The sequence below is a fragment of the Bradyrhizobium sp. AZCC 1678 genome, from assembly GCF_036924765.1.
Lineage (GTDB): Bacteria > Pseudomonadota > Alphaproteobacteria > Rhizobiales > Xanthobacteraceae > Bradyrhizobium > Bradyrhizobium algeriense.
This window is the reverse complement of sequence record NZ_JAZHSE010000001.1, coordinates 4574638-4600237: the sequence shown is the minus strand read 5'-3', so window position 1 is coordinate 4600237 and position 25600 is coordinate 4574638. Positions and strand designations below refer to the sequence as shown.

At 61.9% G+C, this 25600-nt stretch carries 26 protein-coding genes and 1 pseudogene; 18 read left to right on the top strand and 9 right to left on the bottom strand.

All coding sequences use genetic code 11. The features are described 5' to 3' along the window. Positions 1-446: 446 nt before the first annotated feature. Positions 447-692: pseudogene (locus V1294_RS21685) on the top strand (VOC family protein); the annotation flags it as partial. Positions 693-1141: 449 nt separating this feature from the next. Then, on the top strand, positions 1142-1771 hold the full coding sequence (locus V1294_RS21680; protein WP_334499996.1) for a glyoxalase superfamily protein: 630 nt from the start codon (positions 1142-1144) through the stop codon (positions 1769-1771). A 209-nt stretch (positions 1772-1980) separates the two neighbouring features. Here V1294_RS21680 and V1294_RS21675 read toward each other — a convergent pair whose 3' ends face one another. The 3 genes from V1294_RS21675 to V1294_RS21665 all read right to left on the bottom strand — a co-directional run bounded on the left by V1294_RS21675 (position 1981) and on the right by V1294_RS21665 (position 5243). Next, positions 1981-2928, bottom strand: a complete 948-nt coding sequence (locus tag V1294_RS21675; protein ID WP_334499994.1) for an alpha/beta hydrolase — start codon at positions 2926-2928, stop codon at positions 1981-1983. Positions 2929-3057: 129 nt separating this feature from the next. Continuing rightward, on the bottom strand, positions 3058-3507 hold the full coding sequence (locus V1294_RS21670; RefSeq protein ID WP_334480723.1) for an ester cyclase: 450 nt from the start codon (positions 3505-3507) through the stop codon (positions 3058-3060). Between the two features lie 1130 nt (positions 3508-4637). Beyond that, positions 4638-5243: a DNA-3-methyladenine glycosylase gene (locus tag V1294_RS21665; RefSeq protein WP_334499991.1), complete on the bottom strand. Its 606-nt coding sequence runs from the start codon at positions 5241-5243 to the stop codon at positions 4638-4640. Positions 5244-5378: 135 nt separating this feature from the next. Between V1294_RS21665 and lipA the strand changes: the two genes are divergently transcribed. The 5 genes from lipA to V1294_RS21640 all read left to right on the top strand — a co-directional run bounded on the left by lipA (position 5379) and on the right by V1294_RS21640 (position 10138). Beyond that, positions 5379-6338: a lipoyl synthase gene (lipA, locus tag V1294_RS21660; protein WP_334499989.1), complete on the top strand. Its 960-nt coding sequence runs from the start codon at positions 5379-5381 to the stop codon at positions 6336-6338. Positions 6339-6353: 15 nt separating this feature from the next. Continuing rightward, positions 6354-6893: a DNA topology modulation protein gene (locus V1294_RS21655; RefSeq protein ID WP_334499987.1), complete on the top strand. Its 540-nt coding sequence runs from the start codon at positions 6354-6356 to the stop codon at positions 6891-6893. Further along, positions 6893-7375 (top strand): type II toxin-antitoxin system RatA family toxin, encoded by a 483-nt coding sequence (locus V1294_RS21650; protein ID WP_334499984.1) that lies wholly within the window; start codon positions 6893-6895, stop codon positions 7373-7375. The genes V1294_RS21655 and V1294_RS21650 overlap by 1 nt, the downstream gene beginning before the upstream one ends. Positions 7376-7438: 63 nt before the next feature. After that, positions 7439-8362, top strand: a complete 924-nt coding sequence (locus V1294_RS21645; RefSeq protein WP_334499982.1) for an NAD(P)-dependent oxidoreductase — start codon at positions 7439-7441, stop codon at positions 8360-8362. 102 nt (positions 8363-8464) lie between these two features. Continuing rightward, positions 8465-10138, top strand: coding sequence for a thiamine pyrophosphate-binding protein (locus V1294_RS21640; protein WP_334499979.1), 1674 nt, complete (start codon positions 8465-8467; stop codon positions 10136-10138). 8 nt (positions 10139-10146) lie between these two features. On the opposite strand, the gene V1294_RS21635 is transcribed toward V1294_RS21640, so the two are convergent. After that, positions 10147-10749, bottom strand: coding sequence for a CinA family protein (locus V1294_RS21635; RefSeq protein ID WP_334499976.1), 603 nt, complete (start codon positions 10747-10749; stop codon positions 10147-10149). 3 nt (positions 10750-10752) lie between these two features. After that, complete coding sequence (locus V1294_RS21630) at positions 10753-11934, bottom strand: bifunctional 2-C-methyl-D-erythritol 4-phosphate cytidylyltransferase/2-C-methyl-D-erythritol 2,4-cyclodiphosphate synthase (RefSeq protein WP_334499973.1); 1182 nt, start codon at positions 11932-11934, stop codon at positions 10753-10755. A 286-nt stretch (positions 11935-12220) separates the two neighbouring features. Between V1294_RS21630 and dusB the strand changes: the two genes are divergently transcribed. From dusB to ntrC, 3 genes are read left to right on the top strand one after another with little or no spacing between them, the layout of a single operon-like run. After that, a complete protein-coding gene (dusB, locus tag V1294_RS21625) occupies positions 12221-13222 on the top strand; it encodes a tRNA dihydrouridine synthase DusB (RefSeq protein ID WP_334504759.1) in 1002 nt (333 codons plus the stop codon). Continuing rightward, positions 13219-14394, top strand: coding sequence for a two-component system sensor histidine kinase NtrB (locus V1294_RS21620; RefSeq protein ID WP_108519394.1), 1176 nt, complete (start codon positions 13219-13221; stop codon positions 14392-14394). Before dusB ends, V1294_RS21620 begins: the two co-directional genes overlap by 4 nt. A gap of 9 nt (positions 14395-14403) precedes the next feature. After that, entirely contained in the window at positions 14404-15846 is a 1443-nt protein-coding gene (ntrC, locus tag V1294_RS21615) for a nitrogen regulation protein NR(I) (RefSeq protein ID WP_212422545.1), read from the top strand. A 286-nt stretch (positions 15847-16132) separates the two neighbouring features. Here the strand turns inward: ntrC and V1294_RS21610 are convergent, their stop codons facing one another. Beyond that, the gene (locus tag V1294_RS21610; protein ID WP_334499971.1) at positions 16133-16291 is read right to left on the bottom strand and encodes a hypothetical protein; all 159 of its coding nucleotides are present in this window, start codon (positions 16289-16291) and stop codon (positions 16133-16135) included. 473 nt (positions 16292-16764) lie between these two features. On the opposite strand from V1294_RS21610, the gene V1294_RS21605 reads away from it, so the two are divergent. Together V1294_RS21605 and V1294_RS21600 are read left to right on the top strand one after the other, a co-directional pair. Beyond that, positions 16765-17382 (top strand): DUF433 domain-containing protein, encoded by a 618-nt coding sequence (locus V1294_RS21605; RefSeq protein ID WP_334499968.1) that lies wholly within the window; start codon positions 16765-16767, stop codon positions 17380-17382. Then, on the top strand, positions 17379-17774 hold the full coding sequence (locus V1294_RS21600; RefSeq protein ID WP_334499965.1) for a hypothetical protein: 396 nt from the start codon (positions 17379-17381) through the stop codon (positions 17772-17774). The genes V1294_RS21605 and V1294_RS21600 overlap by 4 nt, the downstream gene beginning before the upstream one ends. 57 nt (positions 17775-17831) lie before the next feature. On the opposite strand, the gene V1294_RS21595 is transcribed toward V1294_RS21600, so the two are convergent. Beyond that, on the bottom strand, positions 17832-17954 hold the full coding sequence (locus tag V1294_RS21595) for a hypothetical protein (RefSeq protein WP_334499962.1): 123 nt from the start codon (positions 17952-17954) through the stop codon (positions 17832-17834). Between the two features lie 74 nt (positions 17955-18028). Between V1294_RS21595 and V1294_RS21590 the strand changes: the two genes are divergently transcribed. After that, complete coding sequence (locus V1294_RS21590) at positions 18029-18676, top strand: hypothetical protein (protein WP_334499959.1); 648 nt, start codon at positions 18029-18031, stop codon at positions 18674-18676. Here the strand turns inward: V1294_RS21590 and V1294_RS21585 are convergent. Both V1294_RS21585 and V1294_RS21580 read right to left on the bottom strand, forming a co-directional pair. Further along, positions 18648-19274, bottom strand: a complete 627-nt coding sequence (locus tag V1294_RS21585; protein WP_334499957.1) for a hypothetical protein — start codon at positions 19272-19274, stop codon at positions 18648-18650. The genes V1294_RS21590 and V1294_RS21585 overlap by 29 nt on opposite strands. Positions 19275-19377: 103 nt before the next feature. Beyond that, positions 19378-19602 (bottom strand): hypothetical protein, encoded by a 225-nt coding sequence (locus V1294_RS21580; RefSeq protein WP_334505009.1) that lies wholly within the window; start codon positions 19600-19602, stop codon positions 19378-19380. On the opposite strand from V1294_RS21580, the gene V1294_RS21575 reads away from it, so the two are divergent. The 5 genes from V1294_RS21575 (at position 19568) to hflX (ending at position 25559) form a co-directional block, all read left to right on the top strand. Then, positions 19568-19669, top strand: a complete 102-nt coding sequence (locus V1294_RS21575) for a hypothetical protein (RefSeq protein WP_334504757.1) — start codon at positions 19568-19570, stop codon at positions 19667-19669. The genes V1294_RS21580 and V1294_RS21575 overlap by 35 nt on opposite strands. 206 nt (positions 19670-19875) lie before the next feature. After that, positions 19876-22227 carry a sensor histidine kinase NtrY-like gene (locus V1294_RS21570; protein ID WP_334499955.1) on the top strand — a complete coding sequence of 784 codons (2352 nt, stop codon included), beginning with the start codon at positions 19876-19878 and terminating at the stop codon, positions 22225-22227. A 17-nt stretch (positions 22228-22244) separates the two neighbouring features. After that, positions 22245-23615 carry a nitrogen assimilation response regulator NtrX gene (ntrX, locus tag V1294_RS21565; RefSeq protein ID WP_334480739.1) on the top strand — a complete coding sequence of 457 codons (1371 nt, stop codon included), beginning with the start codon at positions 22245-22247 and terminating at the stop codon, positions 23613-23615. A 304-nt stretch (positions 23616-23919) separates the two neighbouring features. Then, positions 23920-24168 (top strand): RNA chaperone Hfq, encoded by a 249-nt coding sequence (gene hfq, locus V1294_RS21560; RefSeq protein WP_006020546.1) that lies wholly within the window; start codon positions 23920-23922, stop codon positions 24166-24168. Between the two features lie 11 nt (positions 24169-24179). Continuing rightward, complete coding sequence (gene hflX / locus V1294_RS21555) at positions 24180-25559, top strand: GTPase HflX (protein ID WP_334499954.1); 1380 nt, start codon at positions 24180-24182, stop codon at positions 25557-25559. The last annotated feature ends 41 nt before the right edge of the window (positions 25560-25600 follow it).

Below are 25600 nucleotides of genomic sequence, written 5' to 3'. Positions count from 1 at the left end.
TGGTGGCTCCTTCGTCTGCGCAAATTCACCACTCTGCATGTTCCGCACGTTCGACGCAGCACAATTTGTGAGCACTTCACTCGCGCAAAGCGAAACAGTAGACCACACTTACGTGTTCAACGTGGGCGTGTCGTGACGGGATTGAGTCGATGTTGCGATTGTTGAAAAAGCGATGCTCGTTGTTAGCGCATCGTTACAGATTCTGCTCAAACCGAAAACGCTTGCAAGGGAAGTTCGAGCGTAGCAAGCGCAGCTCGGATGAGCGAAGCGACATCCGGGTCTGATTAGCCCCGCAAGTCGCTTCGCCATGCGAGGCGCTTGCTGAAGATGGCGTCGTAGTCGCCCAGCTCCGTCATTGCGAGCGGAGCGAAGCAATCCATTTCTCCGCTTGCCGAGTGGCGACGGTGTCGAGGAGATCAATTGAGTGCACCGTCACCGCAACTTTCCATCCGGATCGCGTCTACATCGCCATCTACAAGGGCGCGAGGCCGGACGAGGCCACCAGCCGGCATTGGTGCTTCAAGGCGAAGTCACGAAGCGAGGTCGACGCGTTCTGGCACGCCGGTATCTCTGCCGGCGGCACCGACGACGGCCCACCCGGCCTGCGCCACTATCATGCTGCCGATTATGGCGCGTTCCTGCGCGATCCCGACGGCAACAAGGTCGAGGCGGTGTGTCATCGGGCGGAGTAGCAAGCGCACAAGAATCTTAGCCCGGATGAGAGAAGCGATATCCGGGGTTGTGGTGGCTCGATCGTTGGGGCGTGAATCCATAAATTCGGAGCGGTCGGCGGACTTCGCTTTGGTGCGCATTCCGGACTCATGTCGGACGTCGCTTGAGGCAAAGGGCCAATCGGGGACATGCGAGCGTTGGAATGACAAGGCCACCCCCAGTTCGCCCAAGTCGACCTTGAAATCATCTACCGGGCGTTTGCAATGGTAGAGCGCATTGCGAGGAAGGCCCGATTGACATCACCTTTTTCTTGCCCCTAGATACTGCAAGGCTGCCGCTGGCCTCCCGGTTCCGCCGTTTTGCACGGCATGGCGAATAGCGGCATTTGAGCTTCTTGCGCCAACCCCTTGGTCGCGAAGGACGAATGGAACCACGCCCTTAAATCTTCGCGACTCAAAGGATGGTTGTCATGTCTATGCTCGACAAATTGAGGGCTGAAGCCGCCGCGCTTGAAGCGGAAGCGCGTGCTTCAGGAATTTCGATCAAGCACAGCGCTGCGCTAGAAGAAGTCGCAAAGAGGCACGGCTACAATGGCTGGCGTGCTTGCGTCGCGGCCTTCTCGGACGTCGCCCTCTCAGATTCCACGCCCAACCCATTTGAGATGACGCGCTACAGAAGTAGCGAATGGAGCTTCAGTCTCGATATCCCCGCACGTTGGAATAGCTTCCCGGCTGTGCCGACGAATAGTCCTTGGGAAGTGGTTCGGTTCGCCTCACATGAGGATGGCTTTCACAATCTGATCGTCTTCCGCGAGCCCTACGATCCAAAACAAAGTCCAGAAGAACATTCAAAATTGATTCAGGATGTCCTTGAAAAGCAAGGATTTTCAAACTTCGTGAGCGGGAAAGCGAAAATCGGATCAAAGACAATGGTCACGCTTGATTTCGATAAGACCTTTGAAGCCTCTATTTGGAGCTGCCGCCACTATTTCATGATCGATGGATCTACACTGGCGTACGTGTTGGGCTTCGGCAGCACCAAGTGGGCCGACATGAATGACCTGTTCGGTCGTATGGCGCAAGGTTTCACGATCGAATAGCGCGATCCCATGCTTGCGGGCGCCGCACGCTGTCACTGGAACGATGCAGGTGCCCGTCATTCGCGTCGGTTTGGCCATTCGCGTCGGTTTGGCCGGACCACGGCGACTTTCGGTCTACCCCGGTGAACGGACATTCTCAGGATTGGCGGGCATGTCTCAAAGGTGCAGCCAGGAGCCGCCATTCCAGGGATGCTTGCTTTTGATTTATCTTATGGGTTTTGACCCGAGGTCAACGCGGGTAAATGAACTCGCGGCAACTCCGACGCTGCTTTAGTTGTTCCGCAGAGGCTTCGGCCTAGAAGGTGGCGGTAAAGAAACTCGATCTCGTCCGCGACCACTGCCTCGTGGGGCGGCCCGTCGTAGATGTCGAAATGATCGACGCCTGGATAGAGGCGGAGCTCACCTTTCGGAGCTTGGCGCGCGGCCTCAATTGCTGGCCCCGGCTTGGCAACCTGATCGTCCGCACCGACGCAAACCAGCCAGGGACAGTGCAGCGAGGCGGCATGTTGGATTGGACTATATGGAGGACCCAGCAGCCAAGACGCCGAGACGCGATTCCGCCATCGAGATTCCTCGCCGATTGCAACGACACGACGCCAACCGACCTCGGCGCCGGGCGCGCTGATGAGCGCTGCCTGATCGGGCTGACCAACCGCAGGCAAATAGCGACCTTCGGCCGCCGCCGCCTTCATTTCCTTCACGACGTGCGGAGGTCTGCTGTAGGACTGGGTGTTCCTGTCGAGCATCGGAACCTGGCTGATCGCCGCGGCCACCTTAGGATCTGCCGCTGCAGCGGTAAGCGCGTGACCCCCGCCCGACGAGGAGCCGAACGTCGCCACCCGTTCGCCATCGATATCGGGCAGAGAGCGCGCAAATGCGATGGCGGCGCGCCAGTCATCCAACTGACGAGAAGGTTCGTACAGGTCCGGCTCGCCCGTGCTGTCGCCAAAACCTCGATAGTCGAAAACGAGCGCCGCGATACCGGCGGCCGCAAACCGTTCGGCGAACGCGCCAAGACGGTCTCGGCGTGTGCCGGTCAATCCATGGGCCATGACGATGATAGGTCTCGCACCTTGGTCAGCCGCGGTCGGGTAAAACCACGCAGCGCATGCATCCTGGCCGGAGGCGAACGTTAAGTCCTTGCGAGTCATACTCATTGAACTTGTCCTCCTTGATTTTAGTAACGGCTTGCGGCCAGGCGGCGAATCGAACCGGGGAATAACCCCGGTCCGACTCGTTTCTGGATGGGTGTCTCCGACCTCGTCAGAAACGACCATCACGATTGATCAGGCCGCGCGCAAGATGTTGAGCTGCTGCAGAGCGGTAGCGCCGTCGTCCAGGCCGACCTCTTCCGCGATTTTGCCGTTCTCGACGCGGAGCACGGTAATTCCGGTGAAGCGCATTTTCCGACCGGAAGCTGCCGGCAATGATCCGATGATGAAGTCATCGAAAGCGGAGCCAGTGTGTGTGCCGCCGCCTTCCCAGCGACCGACGACGTAATCGCCTTCCGCGATCAACTCCGCGGCGCCCCAGAAGTTCAAATCTGGAAACGCATTGCGGAATCCAATCATGAATTCCTTCACATCCTTGCGACCACGGCGCGGTTCATGCAGTGAATACTGCAACAGCATGCCAGGCGCAGCCAGCTCGTCGACGATATCGGGGTTCCAAGGATTGCCCCAGAACTCCTTGAACCAACGGCCCACGATAGCTTTGTTTTCCTCTTCCTTCGACATTCGCAACTCCTTCTCCATTGTGTGCGCCGCGCTTCGTAAGCGAAACGTGCGCCGCGGCCTTCAGCGGTAAACTCAGATCCGCGTTCAAATTCTTGCCACGTGGCATCGTCTTCTCACCTAGTGCACGACTGATGTTCCAACCACCCGTTTTCCGACGCGGAAGAATTTTCGCTATCTCTCGGGAGAGGCAGTCCACTGAAATTACAGGCAGGCTTGAGAAGGCGCTGCCTCTTGCGCTCGATGTCTCTATGCTCGTGCGGGCTGCTTACTTGCTGCAGGCAGTCGAAATCATAGGTTCGCGCCGCTGCGCCAATGCGCGATTTTCTTCCGCAACTTCAAGCTGATTTGCCCTGTCCAGCCTCGGCCGCAAAAATATTCCGCTTCGTGACAGACCCAAATCACCCCTACAACTCCCGCCATCCCGTCCTGAGAAGAGGGGCGTTGGCCATCGTCACGAACGTTGGGACGGGTTGCGGTGGACGCGGCAGCGTCAGGCGCGAGAGATGTTCGCAGGGCGGTTTTCCGTGAGTGAGCATGACGCGCAGACGAACGGCGCTTAAACGCTTTCGCCAGAAGTTTGGCCAGCGGCACTGGCTGGCTGGATGGTTTGGCGGAGGAAGCTGCGTACGGCAAAACCGTGTGGTCCTGGCGCCCGTGGCTGGTGTCAAGTCGGCGAAGGTTTGTAAAGCTCAACCGGGCGATGCGAACCGTCAATTCGTCGGCGATGGAGGCAAGAGGAATTCGTCTCCAGGGAGAGCGCGGCATAAGCCGTAAAACCATTGCGCAGGGAATGCCGGGCTGCTCCGGCTGTACCTGTATGCTCGTGTGCGCATTCTTGAGTGCATCTTGCACACGAGACCGCGGGTGCTAGCCGGCACCCGGCATTCCCTGCGCCCTCTCATTTTCGAGGGCAAACCTCCAGCAAACCTCGGGCGCGATGCGCCGCGAGATCGCGAAACTCTGTCCAGCCGTCATTGCGAGCCAAGCGAAGCAATCCATCGTGCCGCAAAGGAAGTAAGAATGGATTGCTTCGCTTGGCTCGCAATGACGTGGATAGGCCACGGCGCGCTGAATGCCCGCATGCGCGGGGTGTGACACCTCATGGTAGCGACAGGCTCATGCTCCAATTGTCAGAACGGCTTGCTCAAAAACCTCGATCCCTTCAGTCCGTAGCGCCACGGCAGGTCGACCGCTTTTGTAATTCCAATCCGCACCCCGGCGGCGATCTCGGGTTTGCCGGGTCGCGCATGCAGCGCGAACGGCGGCTGATCGAGCGGCAATTCGCTGTGCTTGATCGTGATGCCCAGCGCCTCGCAGAGCTTGCCAGGCCCCGAACACAGCGCGCGTTCCTCCTGCAAGCCCCGGCGGCGGCGCATCGCGGGCAGGCCGTGGGTCGGCTGCAGCGCGCGGATCAGCACGGCGCTGGCCGAGCCTTCCGCCTCGCACACGAAATTCGCGCACCAGTGGATGCCGTAGGAGCGGTAGACATAGGCAAAGCCCGGCGGGCCGAACATGATCCGGTTGCGCGGTGTCGGCCCGCGGAACGAATGCGCGGCCGGGTCCAGATGGTGATAGGCCTCAACCTCGGTGATGATGCCGCCGACGCCGTCGACCAGAAGCGTCGCCCCGATCAGGTCGGGCGCCACCTCATGCACGCTGCGGTTAAAAAACGCGCGTTTCAGCAGCTTGCCGAGGCGAGGGGCGGCGGCATCGGCCGGCTTCGGATTTTGAGACATTTTCAGGTGGGAATCACGGCGGAACGGGTGAAAAGCGCTGATATCTTGCACGTTTCTGCTAGGTTCGGCGAGGGCCGGGTTGCAGCTAGCAGCGACACGGATTAGCTAGGGTTTCTCGCAATTTTCGGACTTAACATGGTCGTCCTCGTCGATACCGTTTCCGTCAATCAGGTGCGCCCGCGTCACCCCGAAAAGGTGAACCGGCCGGATGCGCTGTCGCCGCCCAAACCTGACTGGATCAGGGTGCGCGCGCCGAACACCCGCGGCTATGCGGACACCAGAAAGATCGTCAAGGAGAACGGCCTCGTCACGGTGTGCGAAGAGGCCGGCTGCCCGAACATCGGCGAGTGCTGGGACAAGAAGCACGCCACCTTCATGATCATGGGGGATACCTGCACGCGAGCCTGCGCGTTCTGCAACGTCAAGACCGGGATGCCCGGCGCGCTTGACGCCGCGGAGCCGGAACACGTCGCGGAGGCCACCTTCAAGCTCGGGCTCGCCCATATCGTCATCACCTCGGTCGATCGCGACGATCTGGCCGACGGCGGCGCCGAGCATTTCGCGCAGACCATCCGCGCGATCCGCGCGCGTTGCCCGACCACGACCATCGAGATCCTGACGCCCGACTTCCTGCGCAAGGAAGGCGCGCTCGAAGTGGTGGCGGCGGCCAAGCCCGACGTGTTCAACCACAATCTGGAAACCGTCCCGGCGCGCTATCTCACGGTGCGCCCCGGCGCGCGCTACTTCCATTCGATCCGGCTGCTGCAGCGGGTCAAGGAAATCGATCCCACGATCTTCACCAAATCAGGCATCATGGTCGGCCTCGGCGAGGAGCGGCACGAAGTGCTGCAGGTGATGGACGATCTGCGCTCGGCCGAAGTCGATTTCCTGACCATCGGGCAATATCTGCAGCCGACCCGCAAGCATCACGCCGTCATGCGCTACGTGACCCCGGACGAATTCGCAGGGTATGAGAAGGTCGCCTACACCAAGGGTTTCCTGATGGTGTCGGCGAGCCCGCTGACACGTTCCTCACACCATGCGGGCGAGGATTTCGCCAAGCTGCAGGCCGCGCGCCTCGCGCGAGCCCGCTAGCGTCGGACCGAGCCAATGCAACGCGTTCTTGTCATGGGATCGTCGGGGTCCGGCAAGTCGACATTTGCTCGACGGCTGTCGGAGATGACGGGCATTCCCTTCGTTTCGCTGGATGCGCTGTACTGGAAGCCCGGCTGGGTTGCCTCTGACAATGCCGAGTTCGGGCAGCGCGTGGCCGAGGTCGCACGACGGCCGCAATGGGTCATGGACGGCAACTACACCAGGCATGGCGCCGGCGAACTGCGCCGTCATTCCAGCGACACCGTGATCTGGTTCGACCTGCCGCGCAGGAGCTGCATGCTCGGCATCATGAAGCGGATCGCCGGCAGCTATGGCCAAGTCCGCGCGGAGATGGCCGAAGGCTGCCCGGAGAGGCTCGACTTCGAATTCTTTCGCTATGTCTGGACCTATCGCCGGCAACAGCGGCCGAAACTCCTGGATTATTTTGGGGGTCTGCGCGGCGATCAATCGCTGATCTGCTTCACCGACCGGACGCAGGCAAACGACTATCTGAACGAAATCGCGCTCAGGCAGAGCCAGGTGAGTATCCACTGATGCCGCGCTTTTCCAGCAAGCGCCGGGTTCATCACGCCGCGTCGCAGATGTTCGATCTGGTTGCCGATGTCGAGCGCTATCCGGAATTCGTGCCATTGTGCCAGTCGCTGAGGATACGTCAGCACACGCTGAGGGGGGACGGCACCGAAATCATCGTCGCCGACATGACCGTATCGTTCAAACTGGTGCGGGAAACCTTTACCAGCCGGGTGACGCTGGATCGGCCGAGCCTGAAGATCATGGTCGAATATCTGAAGGGCCCGTTCAGCAACCTCGAAAACCGCTGGACGTTCGAGCCAAAGTCCGAAACCGACTGCGATGTCGGGTTCTTCCTGTCCTATGAATTCAGAAGCCGGATGCTTGCAATGCTGATGGGCACGATGTTCGACGCCGCGTTCCAGCGCTTTGCCGCGGCGTTCGAAAAGCGGGCGGATGCGGTTTACGGGAAAGGTGGGGCGGCAGGGCCGACGAAAGCCGGCTAGACGTCCCGCGAGGCCGGCCGAGCCTCCCCAGTTAAAAAAACCTCGAGCAATGAAAGACCTGAGATGACGACATTCGAACGCGTCGGCTTTATCGGCCTCGGCGGGATGGGGCGCGGCCTGGTCAAGAACCTCGTCGCCAAGGGCGTGGCGGTCACCGCCTACGACCTCAATCCTGCGGCGGTAGCGGTTGCCAAATCATTTGGTGCGACGGCGGCCGGCAATCTCCAGGAGATTCGCGATAGCTGCCGCATCATCATGATTTGCGTCAACGAAGCCGAGGATGTCGAGGCGTTGTTGATCTCTGGCGAAGGATTGCTGGCCGGTCCGGCATCAGGGTTCATCATCGTGGATCACACCACCGGCAGCCCGCAGATGGTCGCGAAGCTCGACCGCATGGTGCGCGCGGCCGGCGGGCGCTACGCCGAGGCGCCGATGACGCGGACCCCGAAGCACGCCGACATCGGCAAGGTCAACGTGCTGTTCGGCGGTGAGGGCGACCTGCTCGACGACCTCAGGCCCTATTTCGAGCTTTATGCCGAAAACATCTTCCATATCGGCCCGCTCGGGCACGCCATCCGCATAAAACTCATTCACAATTATATCGCCTTCGCCAATGTGGCGGCATGGTGCGAGGGGTTTGCGCTTGCCGCCAAGGACGGGCTCGATCTCTCGCAAGTGATCGACATCATCTCGGCCGCGGGCGCCAGGAGCGGCATGCTCGATCTCTATGGCCAGGCAACCCTCGATGGCGACTTCACCCCGCTGATGTCGCTGGCGAACGCCCGCAAGGACGTCCGATATTACGCGCGCTGGCTGGAGGAGGCGGGCCTGCCCGGGTTCATGGCGGAAGCGGTGCACCAGACCTACCGGCAGGCGGCGTTGCTCGGGCATGACGGAGAGTCCTGCACCGCCGTCATCAAGGCCTATGAGACCGTGACCGGCGTGGAGGCGCGGGTAGGGCCGAAAGACCAGCAACAAGGAAAATGACCGGCGGCATATCTGATCTTGCAGGAAAACCGGTTGCTGGTGCCGACGCCATTCTTTAAGCCGGTCCCAAATCCGTAATTCCGTAACCGAAGGATAAGGCGAATGGACGCAAATCTTCGAACCGGTGGCCATATTCTGATCGAGCAACTGGCCTTGCACGGCGCCGACACCGTGTTCGGGGTGCCCGGCGAGAGCTTCCTGGACGCCCTCGATGGCATGTACCAGAGCCAGCGCGTGCGCTTCATCAACGCCCGGCACGAAGGCGGCGCCGCCATGATGGCGGAGGCCTATGGCAAGCTGACGGGCCGCCCGGGTATCGCGTTCGCCACCCGGGGGCCCGGCGCGACCAATGCGTCGGCCGGCGTTCATGTCGCATTTCAGGATTCAACGCCCATGATCCTTTTGCTGGGTCAGGTCGGGCGCGACATGATGGAACGCGAGGCGTTTCAGGAAATCGACTATCGCCAGATGTTCGGGCCGATGTCGAAATGGGTGGCCCAGATCGATGATGCGCGGCGGATTCCGGAGTTCATCTCGCGCGCCTTCTTCACCGCGACCTCGGGCCGTCCCGGCCCGGTCGTGCTGGCGCTGCCCGAGGATATGCTCACCGATACCGCCGAAGTGCCGGATGCGCCGCCCTATACGCCGCTTCCGATCGCGCCTGATGACGGCACCCTGCGGCAGTTCCATGCGCTACTTTCGGAAGCGAAGAAGCCGTTCGTGATCGTCGGTGGCGGCGGATGGAGCGAACAGGCGCGCCGCGATCTCGAGGCGTTTGCGTCGGCGCATGAAGTGCCTGTCGGCGTTTCGTTCCGCTGCCAGGACTATTTCGATAATTTGCATCCCTGCTATGGCGGCCATGTCGGCATCGGCCTCGACGCAAAGATTGCCGACCGGATCCGCAACAGCGATCTGGTGATTGCGCTTGGCGCGAGGCTGGGGGAGGCCACCACATCCGGCTACACGCTGTTCGATATTCCGAAGCCAAGGCAGCCGCTGGTTCACGTCTATCCCGATCCCGAAGAGATCGGCCGTGTCTATTCGCCGACGCTCGGCGTGGTCGCGAGCAGCGCGGCCTTCGCGGCGGCGGTCAAGCGGCTGGAGCCGAAGCATCGATCGCGCGCCGACTATGTCAAGACAGCGCATGCCGACTATCTCGCCTTTGCCGAGCCGACGCGCTCACCGGGCGATGTCCAGCTCTCGCAGATCGTGCGCGGTTTGAGCGATCGCTTGCCCCATGACACCATCATCTGCAACGGCGCCGGCAATTATGCCGTCTGGGTGCACCGGTTCTGGCGCTATCGGCAATATCGCACCGAGGTCGCGCCGACCTCGGGTTCGATGGGCTACGGCCTGCCTGCGGCCGTCGCCGCCAAGCAGTTGCATCCGGAACGCACGGTGATCGCATTTGCCGGCGACGGCTGCTTCCAGATGACGGGGATGGAGTTCATGACGGCGGTCGAAAACCGACTGCCGCTGATTGTGATCGTCTGCAACAACGGCATGTACGGCACCATCCGGATGCATCAGGAGCGGACCTATCCCGGCCGTGTCTCCGGCACCGATCTCGCCAACCCCGACTTCGCGGCGCTTGCCCGCGCCTGCGGCGGCTTCGGCGCGCAGGTCGAGCGCACCGAAGACTTCGCGCGGGCTTTCGACGAAGCCGTGGCAAGCGGACTTCCGGCCATCATCGAGCTTTCGATCAGCCCGGAAGCATTGACGCCGGTAAGCTCGCTGAGCGAAACGCGCGCCAAGGCGTTGGCTGCACAGGCTTGATACCGGCTTTAAGTCCGCGCCGGCCGGCGCCGTTTGACGGCGCTGCGCCGTGGCGTGCGCGCCACCCGTAGGCGCAGCCGGCTCATCGTTTCGCGGCGCGGCTTGACCGGCGGCTGCGGGCCGCGCGCCAGCTCCATCAACATGCGCAGCGCTTCCACCACGGAGCGCTGGCGCACGGTACTGCGGCCAATGGCTCCAAAACGGAATTCGCGGTGGAGTATTTTTCCGTCGCGCGAGGCGACCGCGAAATGCACGAGGCCGACCGGCTTACCCGGCGTGGCGCCGCCGGGGCCCGCGATGCCGGTAATGGATACCGCGAGATCGACGCCGGCTTTTTCCAGAGCGCCGATCGCCATCGCGGTCGCGGTTTCCTTGCTGACGGCGCCGAAGGTCGCAAGCGTCGTGGCCTTGACGCCGAGCATCGCGCGCTTGGCGTCGTTGGAATAGGTGACGAAACCGCGGTCGATCACATCTGACGAGCCGGGAATGTCGGTAAGCGCGCCGGCAACCAGGCCGCCCGTGCAGGACTCTGCAGTGGCAATCGTCAGCTTGCGCATCCGGCACAGATCGAGCAGCGAGCGGGAGAGGGCGCGGGCGTCGCTGCCGCTCATGGCTTACTCGCTCCAGGGCAGACGGATGGTGGCGCTCGCGGTGGCGGCGATGCCTTCCTCGCGGCCGGTAAAGCCGAGCCGTTCGCTGGTCGTTGCCTTCACCGCAACGCGTGAGATGTTCAGACCTGTGATCTCGGCGATGCGGGCGCGCATGGTATCGCGCAGCGGCCCGATCTTCGGGCGTTCACAAATCATCGTGACTTCGAGATTGGCGATCTGGCCGCCGCGCGCGGTGACGCGGTCGACGGCATATTTGAGGAATTTGTCGGACGCGGCACCCTTCCACTGCGGATCGGTGGGCGGAAAGTGCGAACCGATATCGCCGTCCGCCAGCGCGCCGAGGATGGCATCGACCAGGGCGTGCAGGCCGACATCGCCGTCGGAATGGGCGAGGAAACCGCGGGTGTGCGGCACGCGGACACCGCAGAGCATCAGATGATCACCATCGCCGAAGGCGTGTACGTCGTAGCCGGTACCGGTCCTGATGTCGCCGAGCTGGGCGGCGAGGCGGGCTTCCTCGCGGGCGAAATCTTCCGATGTGGTCAGTTTCATGTTTGCAGGATCGCCTTCAAAAGTCGCTACCGTCAATCCCGCCCATTCCGCGAGCGCCGCATCATCGGTGAAATCGCTGCGGCCGTCGCGCGCGGCGCGGCGATGGGCATCGAGAATCACATCGAAGCGAAACGCCTGTGGTGTCTGCGCGATTCGCAGCCGTGCACGTTCGGGCGTGGCCTCGACATTGCCGGTATCGCTGACTTGCTTGATCGTGTCTGTGACCGGGATCGCAGGGACCGCCGCGCCGGTGCGGCCGGCGGCATCGATTGCGCGCGAAATCACCGCAGGGGTCACGAAGGGGCGCGCGGCGTCGTGGATCAGGACGATGTCGGGCTTCTCTGCCGCCAGCGCCTCGAGCCCGGCATGCACCGAAGCCTGACGTGTCGCGCCGCCATTGGTGGGCGGCTGATGGCGTAGTCCCGCGACAGCCGCGATGAAGATCGCGGCGTCATCGGGATTCACGACCGGCTGCACGGCGAACACATCCGGATGCCGGCAGAACGCCTGCATGGCGCGGAAGATCACGGTCTGTCCGCCGATCTCGCGATATTGCTTGGGTCCCCCGGCACCGGCGCGAAGCCCGCGTCCGGCTGCGACGAGGATGGCTGCGGTACGCTCAGGTTTGGGCATCTGGACTCAAATACGAACGAATCAGGTTGAGGAGGGGACGTCAGACCGCGCTGGCGCACAGCCCTTACCATGCCGAATACGGAAAACAGAGTGATTCCCATCACCTGTGGGAAAAGCGGTTTTTGTTGCAGTGCACTTGCACAAATGATAGATCTGTCTAAAGTGTAGGCAAGAAGCTTGACTGCCCAAGATTTGTGCTCACAATATGCGCCGACGGTTGCAATGACGCCGCCGCCCCAACCATGAGAACGCCGTGACCGGCCCGGAAAGTTCACGTACTAAGCCGTTGAAAATAGGCGAGATTGCTATCGCCAACCGGGTTCTCCTGGCGCCGATGTCCGGCGTCACTGATGCTCCCTTTCGACGCCTTGCCGCCACTCTCGGCGCCGGACTGGTCGTCTCAGAGATGACCGCCAGCGACGAACTCGTGCACGGCAGGCCGATGTCGCTTCTGCGCTGCGAGACAGCCGGCGTCGGAGCGCACGTCGTTCAGCTCGCGGGTTGCGAGGCGCATTGGATGGCGGAGGGCGCACGGGTTGCGGAAGCGGCCGGCGCCGACATCATCGATATCAATATGGGCTGTCCGGCGCGTCATGTCACCGGCGGTCAATCCGGTTCGGCGCTGATGCGCGATCTCGATCATGCGCTCACGCTAATCGAAGCCACGATCGCGGCGGTGAAAGTTCCAGTGACGCTGAAGATGCGGCTCGGCTGGGACGATCGCTCGCTTAACGCGCCCGAACTGGCGCGCCGCGCAGAAGGCGCCGGCGCGCAGATGATTACCGTGCATGGGCGCACGCGTTGTCAGTTCTACAAGGGCACAGCCGATTGGGCCGCCGTGCGCGCGGTCAGGGACGCGGTCTCCGTGCCGCTCGTCGTCAACGGCGACATCACTTCATTCGAGAAGGCGGTTCAGGCGCTGGAAGTGTCAGGGGCGGACGCCGTGATGATCGGGCGCGGCGCGCAGGGCCAGCCGTGGCTGCCCGGGCAGATCGGCCGCCGGCTCGAAACCGGACAGGCGGAGACTGCACCATCGCTCGCCGAACAACTCGCGCATGTGCGCGCGCTCTACGACGAGGTCTGCAGCCATTACGGGCTGCGCATCGGGCTCAAGCACGCGCGCAAGCATCTCGGCTGGGCGTTGGAGATCGCGGCGCAGTGCAGTCGCGCGCCCGCGGAGACGCTGAAGTGCTGGCGGCAAAAGATTCTGACGTCCGAGGATCCGCACCGGGTGCACCGATCGTTGCAGGACGCGTTCGACGATTTCGCATGGAGTGCTGCTGCATGAGTTCAGTCGCAGAACACCGCCGCGCCGTGCCCACCGACAGTGAGGCCATCCTCAACGCGCTGCCGAACCCGGTGCTGCTGGTGGCGCCCGACGGCCGCATCGTCGACGCCAATATCGCCGCCGAATCCTTCTTCGAGATTTCGACGCAATTTTTGCGGCGACAGTCGCTGAAGGAGTTGGTGCCGTTCGGCAGTCCGCTGCTGGCGTTGATCGACCAGGTGCGCTCGAGCGGCTCGCCCGTCAACGAATACAAGGTCGATCTCGGTACGCCCCGCATCGGCGGCGATCGCCAGGTCGACCTCCACGTCGCCCCGCTCACCGAACGGCCCGGCCACATCGTCGTGATGCTGCAGGAGCGCACCATCGCCGACAAGATGGACCGGCAGTTGACCCACCGGAGCGCGGCGCGCTCGGTGATCGCGCTGGCCGCGATGCTGGCGCATGAAATCAAGAACCCGCTGTCGGGTATCCGCGGCGCGGCGCAATTGCTGGAGCAGGCGGCCTCATCCGAAGACCGCATGCTGACGCGGCTGATCTGCGACGAGGCCGACCGCATCGTCACCCTGGTCGATCGCATGGAAGTGTTCGGCGACGACCGTCCGGTGGCGCGCGGGCCGGTCAACATCCACTCGGTGCTCGACCACGTCAAGCGGCTGGCGCAGTCCGGCTTCGCCCGCAACATCCGCTTTATCGAGGACTACGATCCGTCACTGCCTCCGGTGCTGGCCAATCAGGATCAGCTCATTCAGGTGTTCCTCAATCTCGTGAAGAACGCCGCTGAAGCGGTGGCCGATCTCGGCTCGGACGCAGAAATCCAGCTCACCACCGCGTTCCGTCCCGGCGTCCGCCTGTCGGTGCCGGGCAAGAAATCGCGGGTGTCGCTGCCGCTCGAATTCTGCGTTAAGGACAACGGTTCCGGCGTGCCGGAAGACCTGCTGCCGAACCTGTTCGATCCCTTCGTGACGACAAAGCAAACCGGCAGCGGGCTCGGCCTGGCGCTGGTTGCCAAGATCGTCGGCGATCACGGCGGCATCATCGAATGCGAATCGCAGCCGCGGAAGACCACGTTCCGCGTGCTGATGCCGATGTTCAATCCCACCAAACAGTTCGACCAAAGCAACCGCGACGGCGTTCCGGGTACGCTGCCGCCTGCCTCACAGGACGCAAGATGAGGAATAACGATGCCCGCAGGTAGCATTCTCGTTGCCGATGACGACACCGCCATCCGCACGGTTCTGAACCAGGCGCTTTCGCGCGCCGGATATGAAGTTCGTTTGACCGGGAACGCCGCGACGCTGTGGCGCTGGGTAAGCCAGGGCGAGGGCGATCTCGTCATCACCGATGTGGTGATGCCCGACGAGAACGCGTTCGATCTCTTGCCACGTATCAAGAAGATGCGGCCGAACTTGCCGGTCATCGTCATGAGCGCGCAAAATACCTTCATGACGGCGATCCGGGCCTCGGAACGCGGCGCCTATGAATATCTGCCGAAACCGTTCGACCTGAAGGAGCTCATCACCATCGTCGGCCGTGCACTGGCCGAGCCGAAGGAGCGGGTGGCGAGCGCGGCGGACGATTCCGAATTCGATTCGATCCCCTTGGTTGGCCGCTCGCCGGCGATGCAGGAAATCTACCGGGTGCTGGCGCGGTTGATGCAGACCGACCTCACGGTGATGATCTCCGGCGAGTCCGGCACCGGCAAGGAACTGGTCGCCCGCGCGCTGCATGACTACGGCAAGCGTCGCAACGGCCCGTTCGTCGCCGTCAACATGGCGGCGATCCCGCGCGACCTGATCGAATCCGAATTGTTCGGCCATGAGCGCGGCGCGTTTACCGGGGCCAATACCCGCGCGTCGGGCCGGTTCGAGCAGGCCGAAGGCGGCACGCTGTTTCTCGACGAAATCGGTGACATGCCGATGGAGGCGCAGACGCGGTTGCTGCGGGTGCTGCAGCAGGGCGAATACACCACGGTCGGCGGGCGCACCCCGATCAAGACCGACGTCCGGATCGTGGCGGCGAGCAACAAGGATTTGCGCATCCTGATCCAGCAGGGCCTGTTCCGGGAGGATTTGTTCTTCCGCCTCAACGTCGTGCCGCTGCGCCTGCCGCCGTTGCGGGAGCGGATCGAGGATCTGCCCGATCTCATCAGGCATTTCTTTTCGCTCGCCGAAAAGGACGGTTTGCCGCCGAAGAAGCTCGATACGCTGGCGCTGGAACGCCTCAAGCAGCACCGCTGGCCCGGCAACGTGCGCGAGCTTGAAAACCTCGCCCGCCGGCTGGCGGCGCTTTATCCGCAGGACGTCATCACGGCCTCGGTCATCGACGGCGAGCTGGCGCCGCCGGCGGTCACCTCGGGCGGCAATGCCCCGATGGGCGTGGAGAACCTCGGCGGCGCGGTCGAGGCCTACCTGTCCTCGCACTTCTCCGGCTTCCCGAACGGCGTGCCGCCGCCGGGCCTCTACCACCGCATCCTCAAGGAGATCGAGGTGCCGCTGCTCACCGCGGCGCTGGCGGCCACCCGCGGCAACCAGATCCGCGCAGCCGACCTGCTCGGCCTCAACCGAAATACGCTGCGGAAGAAGATCAGGGATCTCGACATTCAGGTCTACCGGAGCGGCGGCTAGGGATAGCACTCGCTTCCCTTCGCAATAAAGACGGGTGGCGCGGCTGGGGATCGATCGCTTTAGCGGTCCGACGGTCGCGGAATTATTGAAGACAAACGTCGGCCGACGTTTACGGCTACTACCGCCAAAGGAGGTGTCCGCTCATGACAATCTCCCTAAGGGTCGATCCCCAGGTCCTGGTTGCCTTCTTGGTGTGGCTGGGGTCGTAACCCCAACCCCTTACAGGAGCAAGGGTAATGCCGTCTCACCAGAGACGGCTACCTTTCTCTGTCGAGTAGGCCCAGTTTTACTTCATCCGCTTGATCCCGGCTCGGCGCTCTGCGACTCGTTCCTCGGCATAGCGCACGCGCTCCGCGCCACGCTCCTCAAGGTAAGTTTCCAGCTTCGCGGTGGCCGTCTCGCCGAGCCTGATCTTGTTGGCCTGTTTCACGTAGAAGATAGCCATCTTTGGCGACTTGTGGCGCCTCCGGCCACGCCAAGATGCCTACGCCATCGTACTCATAGTGATGCATCGCGCCGAGGGTAGGTCAGAGCTTGTCGCCGGGCTTGAACTCCGGGTAGCGCTTCGCAAAGCGCCAGAGGTTGGTGATCAAGCTGCATTGCTGGTCAGCGACCGCGCCGCCCTTCTGGTCGGCAATCCGAACAGCCTATGGAGGTTAGCGCACCATCGCCAGCGGCGGCTTTGATGGATTTGTTGGTTTAGCATCCGTCAGATGATTTTAACGGCTTCCGTGGCAGGCTGCGGAGAGCAGTGGCCGAGGTCAAGGACTTTCCTCCGCACGATTCGGGCGCTATTGGTGTTGCATGGTGAGAGACCGCTCCAGTGAGCCGGATGCCCTCGGGCGAGGCGCGTACAGCGCCGTAGAGAGCCTTCGCTTGCTCAACTTTAGTAGGCCTGGGCTGCCACCAGCTCGTCGCGTGTCACGCAACACTGTTTCCCGCTGGCTCCGGGGTTATTCTCATGGCGAGGACGGATCGCATCATTCAGACCCGCTCTGGCAGCCAGATTATCACAACGACGACGATCAGATTGAGCTGAGTTTCCGCGACCTCATCGAACTTCGGTTCGTCAAGGCGTTTCGCGATCTCGGGATCGGCCTGACCACGATTCGGGATTGTTACCGTCGCGCAGTTGATGAGGTTCAGGACGACCGCCCGTTTTCGACACAGAGATTTCGGACCGATGGAAAGACGATCTTTTTGGAAATCACCGAAAAAGATCACGATGGCCGGATGATCGATCTCAAAAAGCGGCAACAGGTTTTCCGCACGATTATCGAGCCAAGTCTGCGTGACTTGGAATTCGACGCCTCAACGGTCGCGAGGTGGTATCCGCTCGGCATGAGGCATCGGTCAGTTCTGATTGACCCCAATAGATCGTTCGGCCGTCCGATTGTGCGGCATGGCATCCCGACGGAAATATTGGCCGAGGCGGTTAAGGTGGAAGGCTCGGTCGACGCCGTCGCTTCTCTCTACGAATTGCCGAAGGCCGAAATTCGGGCTGCACTCGGCTTTGAACAACGACTTGCGGCGTGAAGCTGCTCGTCGACCATAATCTTAGTCCCGCGATACCCCGTTCCCTACAGCATTTGTACCCTGATCACACGCTGGTCGCATTGAGCGACAAATTCCCCCGCGACATTTCTGACGTCGATTGGATGGCGGAACTTGATCGTGACGGCGGATGGGCTGTCGTGACCAAGGACCTTCGCATCCAGTTTAGGCCGCACGAACGCATGGCGCTCGACCGATCCAAGATCGTGTTTTTCTTTCTCGACGGCGCTTGGCGCAAATATTCTGTGCCGGAGACAGCGGCTCGTCTCATCCGCCTGGTCCCGCTGATTGCGAAGCAGGTGGACATTGCCGACCGAGGCCGATTTGATTTGCCAATCAATGCCGGTTCAAAGCTGCGACCGCATCGTGATTAGGAGCCGCCGCTGCTGCGCGGCGCGCCTTCGGCATCACGGCGCAGCCCGAAGCCGGCGCTAGACGACGCGGAGTGATGGCTTCTCCGGCGGGATTGGCGGCATGCGGTTCTTGAGGAACGCGTCGATGAGGGCATGGCCGAGCATCATCTGTACCTGCCTCTCGGGGATTTCGTTGGGCATGTTCTTCTCGCCCTTGAGGGCCGCTGTAATGCTCGGCCGTGGACAACCTCAACGAGCGAAGGCAAACTAACCGGATGAAGCTCGATGCATTCGGAATATGTTTGCTGCTTTTCGCTGCGGCGCTGGTGGCGTGGACCGGTATTTTTGAACCTGCCAACACCACTACATTGAAGGATTGGCAGCCTTTGATGGCCGCTTTTATTGCGTTGATCGGCGGCACGCTCGCGTACCGTGGCGCAATGGCAAAAGTAAACGCAGACTCGGACCGGGATCAGCGAGAGCTGGACCGAAAGAAGATTGGCCTTTACTTGCGCCTGCTTTACCCGATTGAGAAGATGCGTGTGCAGTCGGGGGACGTGCGCAAAGTGTTAACCGGCTACACGGTGTCTGCGCGAAGATTTCCACCTTCCGCTATCCGAATTGGCATGCTGGAGGAGGTCGAGGAAGCTTGGAAAAGCCTCGAATTGTTTCCTGTGGAAGTCGCCGTCGCGCTGGATATCATCCGGACCGAACTACCGAAGGCCAAACGATTGCTCGACACCTATCCTGAAAGCGACATCATTGAGATTCCAAGCACGGGAATGCGTTACAGCGACGCTCTCCGACCTTATGCCGATACGTGCGAGAAACTCGAAGTCGCGACGGCAAAGTTGATTGCTACGCTTGGGCAGGAGGTCGTTAGGATCAGGTCGCTCAAATCGGCAGCGACCGAGGCGACGTGATCACTCGCTTAACCTGATCCCGGCACTCGTCGGCCATGTCGTCACGAAAGGCCGTGTCGGTTTGGACGAAGTGCTGCAAGGCGACCGCCAGCCGGGAGATGATCCCGACCATGGTACGTAACTCCGCGATTGTGACCGACTTTTTCAGTTCAGCGACTGTCAGGTGGGCAATGCCCATGTTACGGAAGTGCGTTAGCCGACCATGGGCATTCCAATCGATTTCTCGATAGGTCCGGAGATATTCTGCAATGATCTCAACCCGCGTCGGCGTGAAGACATCAAGGCCGCGCCGGGCCTCCAGCGCCTTCAGGAGGGCTGCTTGCACAGCAGGTTCCTTCAAACCATGGTAGAGCGTTTGAAAGCTGACCACCGTTGCGTCGGCGTCCAGCAGAATGGCGACCCGTAAGGCGGCCATAAGAAGCGAGTCCCGATGCAGAACCGAGACGGGCTGACGCCACTCCCCGGTGGGGGCAGTCGGAGCTGTAAGAACATCGTTCAGCCCGTCCGCCGCGCCGAACGACCAAGCGCATCTGGTGGCGACCGTAATGAGGCGACCAGCGTTCTGTAGGATGAAATCGACGCGTGGGTCCGTAGTCATGCGGCAGGAAACCTCGGGGCCAACTTCATTCTGCACTCCCGCACGGGCTCTGCAACGGCACAGGAGACTGTGGACAGACGTGGAAAAGACCGGTTTCGAGGGTCTAACCTGTCAGGATGAGTTCCGTCGCGCTGTGCATCACGAGAAAAGTAATGGCGTCACAGTTGGAGACAGGAGTGATCGGCGAGCCGATGAGGATGCCGAAGCTCGTCTCAGTTGAAGAACCGGGGAGTTCTCTTGAGCCGCCGACAGGTCGCCCGGCTGGGAGGTCGAGAACAAAGTTCCCGAAGCGGGTGCCCTTGAGTGACTGGCGCGTCGCCTGGGTCACCGCTGAGATCGACCAATGGGTCGATGCGAAAATAGCCGCTCGCGCGACGGCGGTCGCGTCGGCCTAAGCGGCGCAACATGGTTAATCGCCGCTGAAGGCGCCACCCATTGTCGATTCGCCGTTTGGTAATTTTGCCACTTGCTGGTAATTTCTGTTAGTAAGGCATTGAAATTACAGGCATCTTACTGATGCCGTATTCCGGCAACATTGTGATATGAATGCATCAGTCCGCGAATGGCGGGCACTAGCCCTTTCCGATCACCGATTGCCGGAATGACCACCGCAGAAACGACCTCGGCACCACCATTCGACCCGTCGCATACCGAATCCGGAGGGGGAATCCTGCGGAAATGGGTGGCGCCGTTTGCGGTCGCGATCGCGCTGCTGTCGGCATTTCTGACCTTCATGGTCTTGAGCGGCCTGACGCCGATCGAGCCGACCCGCCATGTCGTCTATTCGTTCCTGCTGATCAATGCGGCGACCATCCTGCTGCTGGTCGGCATCATCGTCCGCGAAGTCTGGCTGGTGATTCAGGCGCGGCGGCGGGGCCGGGCGGCGGCACGGCTGCACGTCCAGATCGTCAGCCTGTTCTCCATCATCGCCGTGCTGCCGGCGGTCGTGGTTGCCATTGTCGCCAATGTCACCCTCGATCGTGGTCTCGACAGGCTGTTTTCCGGGCCAACGCGAGCGGCGATCGAGAACTCCCTGAGGATCGCCCATGCCTATGTCAATGAGCACGCCTTTTTGATCAATAGCGACATTCTGGGGATGGCCAACGATCTTTCCAATGCGCGGCCGCTTTTCGATCAGGACCGGCAGTCATTTTTCGAGTTGCTGACGAACAACGCTGCCGTACGCAATTTGCCGGGCGCGATGCTGATCGACAAGGATCGCAACGTTCTGGTGACGGCGCAAACCGGCATCAAGCAGCAATTCGCGACGCCGCCGCAGGAATTCCTCAACGATGTCGGCGAAAGCAAGCCGGAGATTGCGGTATTCCCGGAAGAAAACTACGTGGCAGCAGTAATTCGCCTCCGCGGCTTCACTGACACTTTTCTTTATGTTGCCCGTCTGCTCGACCCACGGGTGGTCAGTCAGCTCAAGCAAACGCAGGCCAGCGTCGCCGAATATGCCCAGATCGAAGCCCAACGGCTCGGCATCCAGGTCACCTTCGCGCTGATGTTTGCCGTGATCGCACTCACTATTTTGATGGCGTCCATCTTGCTCGGGCTGAATTTCGCCAACTGGCTGGTGTCGCCGATCCGCAATCTGATGAGTGCAGCCAATATCGTTTCGACCGGCGATTTGCACGTCCAGGTGCCGGTGCACAAGTCCGAAGGCGACCTCGCGCAACTCGGCGAGACCTTCAACAAGATGACGGCTGAATTGCGCACCCAGCGCGACGAACTGGTCAGCGCATCGGACCTGATCGACAGCCGCCGGCGATTCATCGAGGCGGTGCTGTCGTCGGCCAGCGCCGGCATCATCGGCGTCGACGCCTCCGGCAGCGTCGGCATCCTGAACCGTTCGGCCGAGAAACTCATCGGCCATGCTGAGTCCGAGACGCTGGACCATCCGCTGTCGGACGTGCTGCCCGAGCTCGACGACATGATGAAGACCGCACGCGAGGGCACGCAGCGCCTGGTGCAGGGCCAGATCACGATCACGCGCGACGGCCACGAGCGCAATTTGTCGGTCCGCGTCAGCGCCGAGCAGACCAGCCATTCGCGCGACAGCTACATCATCACGCTCGACGACATCACGGATCTCGTTTCCGCGCAGCGCACCTCGGCATGGGGCGACGTTGCGCGCCGCATCGCCCACGAAATCAAGAATCCGCTGACGCCGATTCAGCTTTCGGCTGAACGCATCCGCCGCAAATTCGGCAAGGTCATCACCGAAGACAAGAACATCTTCGAACAATGTACCGACACCATCGTGCGACAGGTCGACGACATCAGGCGGATGGTTGATGAATTCTCTCGCTTCGCGCGGATGCCAAAGCCGGTCATGGAAGGCGAGGACGTCGCCGATACCGTGCGCCAGGCAGTATTCCTGATGAAGGTCGGTCATCCCGATCTCGATATCGAAGCCGATATCAAGCAGGATCCGATGCGCGCACAGTTCGACCGCCGGCTGATCTCGCAGGCGTTGACCAACATCATCAAGAACGCGACGGAGGCGATCGAGCAGGTGCCGCCGGAAGAACTCGGCAAGGGACGTATCGACGTCATTGCCGCGCGCGAAAACGACGACATCGTGATCGACGTGATCGACAATGGTATCGGCCTGCCGAAAGTGAGCCGTGCGCGGTTGCTGGAGCCCTATGTGACGACGCGCCAAAAGGGCACCGGGCTCGGGCTCGCCATCGTCGGCCGCGTGCTGGAAGACCATGGCGGCCGCATCGAACTCAAGGATGCCTCCGATTTCCGGTCCGGGCAGCGCGGCGCCTGGATGCGGCTGCGGTTCGCCGTCACGGGCCATGCGCCGAAGGCGGAAGCGAAGCAGCCGTCGCCGGAGGCAAAGCCACAGGCTGAAGAAACAAAAGCGCCGTCAGGCGGAACCAACGGGACGGCAACCACGACCAATGATGAAGCAAAAACCGAAGCCGCGACAGGCAACTGACAAGACAGGTGTAACCCATGGCCAGTGACATTCTGATTGTCGACGACGAAGCCGATATTCGTGACCTCGTTGCAGGCATCCTGGAGGATGAAGGCTTCAATACCCGTACTGCGCGCGACAGCGATTCGGCGCTGGGCGAGATCGCCAACCGCCGCCCGCATCTGGTGTTCCTCGACATCTGGCTGCAGGGCTCCAAGCTCGACGGCCTGCAATTGCTCGAGCAGGTCAAGAAGGATCATGCCGACGTTCCCGTGGTGATGATCTCCGGCCACGGCAACATCGAGACCGCGGTGGCTGCGATCAAGCGCGGCGCCTACGACTTCATCGAAAAGCCGTTCAAGTCCGACCGGCTGATCCTGGTGGCGACGCGGGCGCTGGAAACCTCGCGCCTCAAGCGCGAGGTGAAGGAACTCAAGCAACTGGCTCCCACCGCCAGCGTTCTCACCGGCCGCTCTGCCTGCATGAACCAGCTGCGCCAGACCATCGACCGGGCGGCCAAGGCCAACAGCCGCATCCTGATCGTCGGCCCCTCCGGTTCGGGCAAGGAGCTGGCCGCGCGCACGCTGCACAACGCCTCGAGCCGCTCTGAAGGACCGTTCGTGGTGATCAACGCCGCGGCGATCACGCCGGAGCGGATGGAAGTCGAATTGTTCGGCATCGAGCAGTCGAACGGCGAGCAGGCGCGCAAGCCGGGCGCGCTGGAGGAAGCCCACGGCGGCACGCTGTTCATCGACGAAATCGCCGACATGCCGCGCGAGACCCAGAACAAGATCCTGCGCGTGCTGGTCGATCAGACCTTTCAGCGCTCGGGCGGCACCGCCAAGATTCATGTCGACGTCCGCATCATCTCCTCGACGGCGCGCAACCTGGAGGAAGAGATCGCGGAAGGGCGCTTCCGCGAGGATCTCTACCACCGGCTGTCGGTGGTGCCGATCCGCGTCCCCCCGCTGTCGGAGCGGCGCGAGGACATCCCGGAACTGATCGACTATTTCATGGACCAGATATCGGCGGCGACCGGTTTGCCGAAGCGGCAGATCGGCCAGGACGCCATGGCGGTATTGCAGTCGCATGTCTGGCCCGGCAACGTCCGCCAGCTCCGCAACAATGTCGAGCGCGTCATGATTCTGGCCGGCGGCGGCCCTGAAGCGATCATCACGGCCGACATGCTGCCTCAGGATGTAGGTTCGATGGTGCCGGCGATGCCGACCAGCAACAATGGCGAGCACATCATGGGGCTGCCGCTGCGCGAGGCGCGGGAAGTGTTCGAGCGCGACTATCTAATCGCGCAGATCAGCCGGTTCTCGGGCAACATTTCGCGCACCGCCGAATTCGTCGGCATGGAGCGTTCGGCGCTCCACCGCAAGCTCAAAGCGCTTGGGGTTGGCTGAGACTTGAGTGAATCGCTTGTTCGTTACCTGCCGGAACCTGAGGCTCGTTTCGCTTGCTTTGAGCCGATCCATGCACTTGCTTTGGAATATTTATCTCTTTCCGCACTTTTACGGAGAATGGCCACTGGGTTCCTGCTAGGTGGAACGCGAACCGGCTTGCCTTAAAACCGCGCGTACCCTCTAATCGTCCTGCCGAGCCGACCGGAGGGGGATCTCAGGGGAAGCCGGCGAGTCGGGGCAGGCTCCGTGAGAGAGCAACAACCGGCTTAACAAAAAAGAAGCACGAGACGGCGGGACAAAAAAAATGGCGGCAGACCGCGCACAAAATCTACAAGACACCTTCCTAAACCACGTTCGTAAAACAAAGACGCCACTAACGATCTTTCTGGTCAACGGAGTGAAGCTGCAGGGGATTGTTACCTGGTTTGACAACTTCTGCTTGCTGCTTCGGCGCGACGGTCATTCGCAGCTTGTCTACAAGCATGCGATCTCGACCATCATGCCGGGGGCACCGATTCAGTTGTTCGAAGGTGGTGAGGATGCTCCGGCTTGAGAGTGAACTGATTGGAACCCCTCAACCGTGAAGGGATCGCCGACCGTCCGCGGTCGGCGGAGGGTAAGCAAAGCGGGCGGGTGATCGTCATCGGCCCTTATCTGCGAATGCGCCGCGGCGAGGCCGATGCGCAGACGAACGATGTCGTGCGCGATTCCGAGGCCCGGCTCGAGGAAGCGACGGGTCTAGCGCGCGCCATCGACCTCACGATCGCCGATGCCCTGATCGCGCCAATCAGCCAGATCCGGCCTGCGACCTATCTCGGCAAGGGCAAGGTCGAGGAGATCACCGGCCTCATCGCGGGCCACGACATCGAACTCGTGGTGATGGATTGTGCGCTGTCGCCGATCCAGCAGCGCAATCTCGAGAAGGCGTGGAACAGCAAGGTTCTCGACCGTACCGGCCTGATCCTGGAAATCTTCGGCCGCCGCGCCAAGACCAAGGAAGGCGCGCTGCAGGTCGAGCTTGCGCATCTGAATTACCAACGCAGCCGGCTGGTGCGCTCCTGGACCCATCTGGAACGCCAGCGTGGCGGCTTCGGATTCATGGGCGGCCCCGGCGAAACCCAGATCGAAGCCGACCGCCGCCTGATCGGCGATCGCATCGCACGGTTGGAAAATGAACTGAAGAAAGTGCAGGCGACGCGGCGGCTGCATCGCGCCGGCCGGCAGCGCGTGCCGTATCGCGTAGTGGCGCTGGTCGGCTATACCAACGCCGGCAAGTCGACGCTGTTCAACCGGCTCACGCGCGCCGACGTGCAGGCGGCCGACATGCTGTTTGCGACGCTTGACCCCACCTTGCGCGCGCTGAGCCTGCCGCATGGCGGCAAGGCGATGTTGTCAGATACCGTCGGATTCATTTCCAACCTGCCGACACAACTCGTCGCGGCGTTTCGCGCCACGCTGGAAGAGGTGCTGGAGGCCGATATCATTCTGCACGTCCGCGACATCTCGCACGAAGACGCGGAGGCGCAGGAGCGTGACGTCGACGCCGTGCTGCGCCAGCTCGGCATCGACCCCGACTCTGGCGCTCGCATCATCGAAGTCTGGAACAAGATCGATCGCTTTGATCCCGAGGAGCGCGAGAACCTGCGCAACATCGCATCACGACGTCCGCCGGAGCGGCCGTGTTTCCTGGTGTCCGCCGTATCAGGCGAGGGCGTGAACGAGCTGTTGACCGCGATCGAGGATCGGCTGGCGGCGACACGCACGACGCTCGATCTCTCGATCGATGCTTCCGACGGCGCCGGCATCAGCTGGCTGCACCGCAATGCCGAAGTGCTCAACAAGGAGCTCCACGACGGGCGCTTCGACATGACCGTGCGCGTCGACGAGACCAAACGCGACATCGTGGTGTCGCGGTTCGATGCCGTGCCGCATTCGGCCCCATAGCAGTTGTCGTCCCCGCCTAGTGCGCAATTGCGCACGGGAGC

Excerpts from the sequence above, each read along its gene's own strand:
- V1294_RS21680 (WP_334499996.1), top strand. The coding sequence starts at position 1,142 with ATGTCTATGCTCGACAAATTGAGGGCTGAAGCCGCCGCGCTTGAAGCG.
- V1294_RS21675 (WP_334499994.1), bottom strand. The coding sequence starts at position 2,928 with ATGAGTATGACTCGCAAGGACTTAACGTTCGCCTCCGGCCAGGATGCA.
- V1294_RS21670 (WP_334480723.1), bottom strand. The coding sequence starts at position 3,507 with ATGTCGAAGGAAGAGGAAAACAAAGCTATCGTGGGCCGTTGGTTCAAG.
- V1294_RS21665 (WP_334499991.1), bottom strand. The coding sequence starts at position 5,243 with ATGTCTCAAAATCCGAAGCCGGCCGATGCCGCCGCCCCTCGCCTCGGC.
- lipA (WP_334499989.1), top strand. The coding sequence starts at position 5,379 with ATGGTCGTCCTCGTCGATACCGTTTCCGTCAATCAGGTGCGCCCGCGT.
- V1294_RS21655 (WP_334499987.1), top strand. The coding sequence starts at position 6,354 with ATGCAACGCGTTCTTGTCATGGGATCGTCGGGGTCCGGCAAGTCGACA.
- V1294_RS21650 (WP_334499984.1), top strand. The coding sequence starts at position 6,893 with ATGCCGCGCTTTTCCAGCAAGCGCCGGGTTCATCACGCCGCGTCGCAG.
- V1294_RS21645 (WP_334499982.1), top strand. The coding sequence starts at position 7,439 with ATGACGACATTCGAACGCGTCGGCTTTATCGGCCTCGGCGGGATGGGG.
- V1294_RS21640 (WP_334499979.1), top strand. The coding sequence starts at position 8,465 with ATGGACGCAAATCTTCGAACCGGTGGCCATATTCTGATCGAGCAACTG.
- V1294_RS21635 (WP_334499976.1), bottom strand. The coding sequence starts at position 10,749 with ATGAGCGGCAGCGACGCCCGCGCCCTCTCCCGCTCGCTGCTCGATCTG.
- V1294_RS21630 (WP_334499973.1), bottom strand. The coding sequence starts at position 11,934 with ATGCCCAAACCTGAGCGTACCGCAGCCATCCTCGTCGCAGCCGGACGC.
- V1294_RS21620 (WP_108519394.1), top strand. The coding sequence starts at position 13,219 with ATGAGTTCAGTCGCAGAACACCGCCGCGCCGTGCCCACCGACAGTGAG.
- ntrC (WP_212422545.1), top strand. The coding sequence starts at position 14,404 with ATGCCCGCAGGTAGCATTCTCGTTGCCGATGACGACACCGCCATCCGC.
- V1294_RS21610 (WP_334499971.1), bottom strand. The coding sequence starts at position 16,291 with ATGGCTATCTTCTACGTGAAACAGGCCAACAAGATCAGGCTCGGCGAG.
- V1294_RS21595 (WP_334499962.1), bottom strand. The coding sequence starts at position 17,954 with ATGCCCAACGAAATCCCCGAGAGGCAGGTACAGATGATGCTCGGCCAT.
- V1294_RS21590 (WP_334499959.1), top strand. The coding sequence starts at position 18,029 with ATGAAGCTCGATGCATTCGGAATATGTTTGCTGCTTTTCGCTGCGGCG.
- V1294_RS21585 (WP_334499957.1), bottom strand. The coding sequence starts at position 19,274 with ATGACTACGGACCCACGCGTCGATTTCATCCTACAGAACGCTGGTCGC.
- V1294_RS21570 (WP_334499955.1), top strand. The coding sequence starts at position 19,876 with ATGACCACCGCAGAAACGACCTCGGCACCACCATTCGACCCGTCGCAT.
- ntrX (WP_334480739.1), top strand. The coding sequence starts at position 22,245 with ATGGCCAGTGACATTCTGATTGTCGACGACGAAGCCGATATTCGTGAC.
- hfq (WP_006020546.1), top strand. The coding sequence starts at position 23,920 with ATGGCGGCAGACCGCGCACAAAATCTACAAGACACCTTCCTAAACCAC.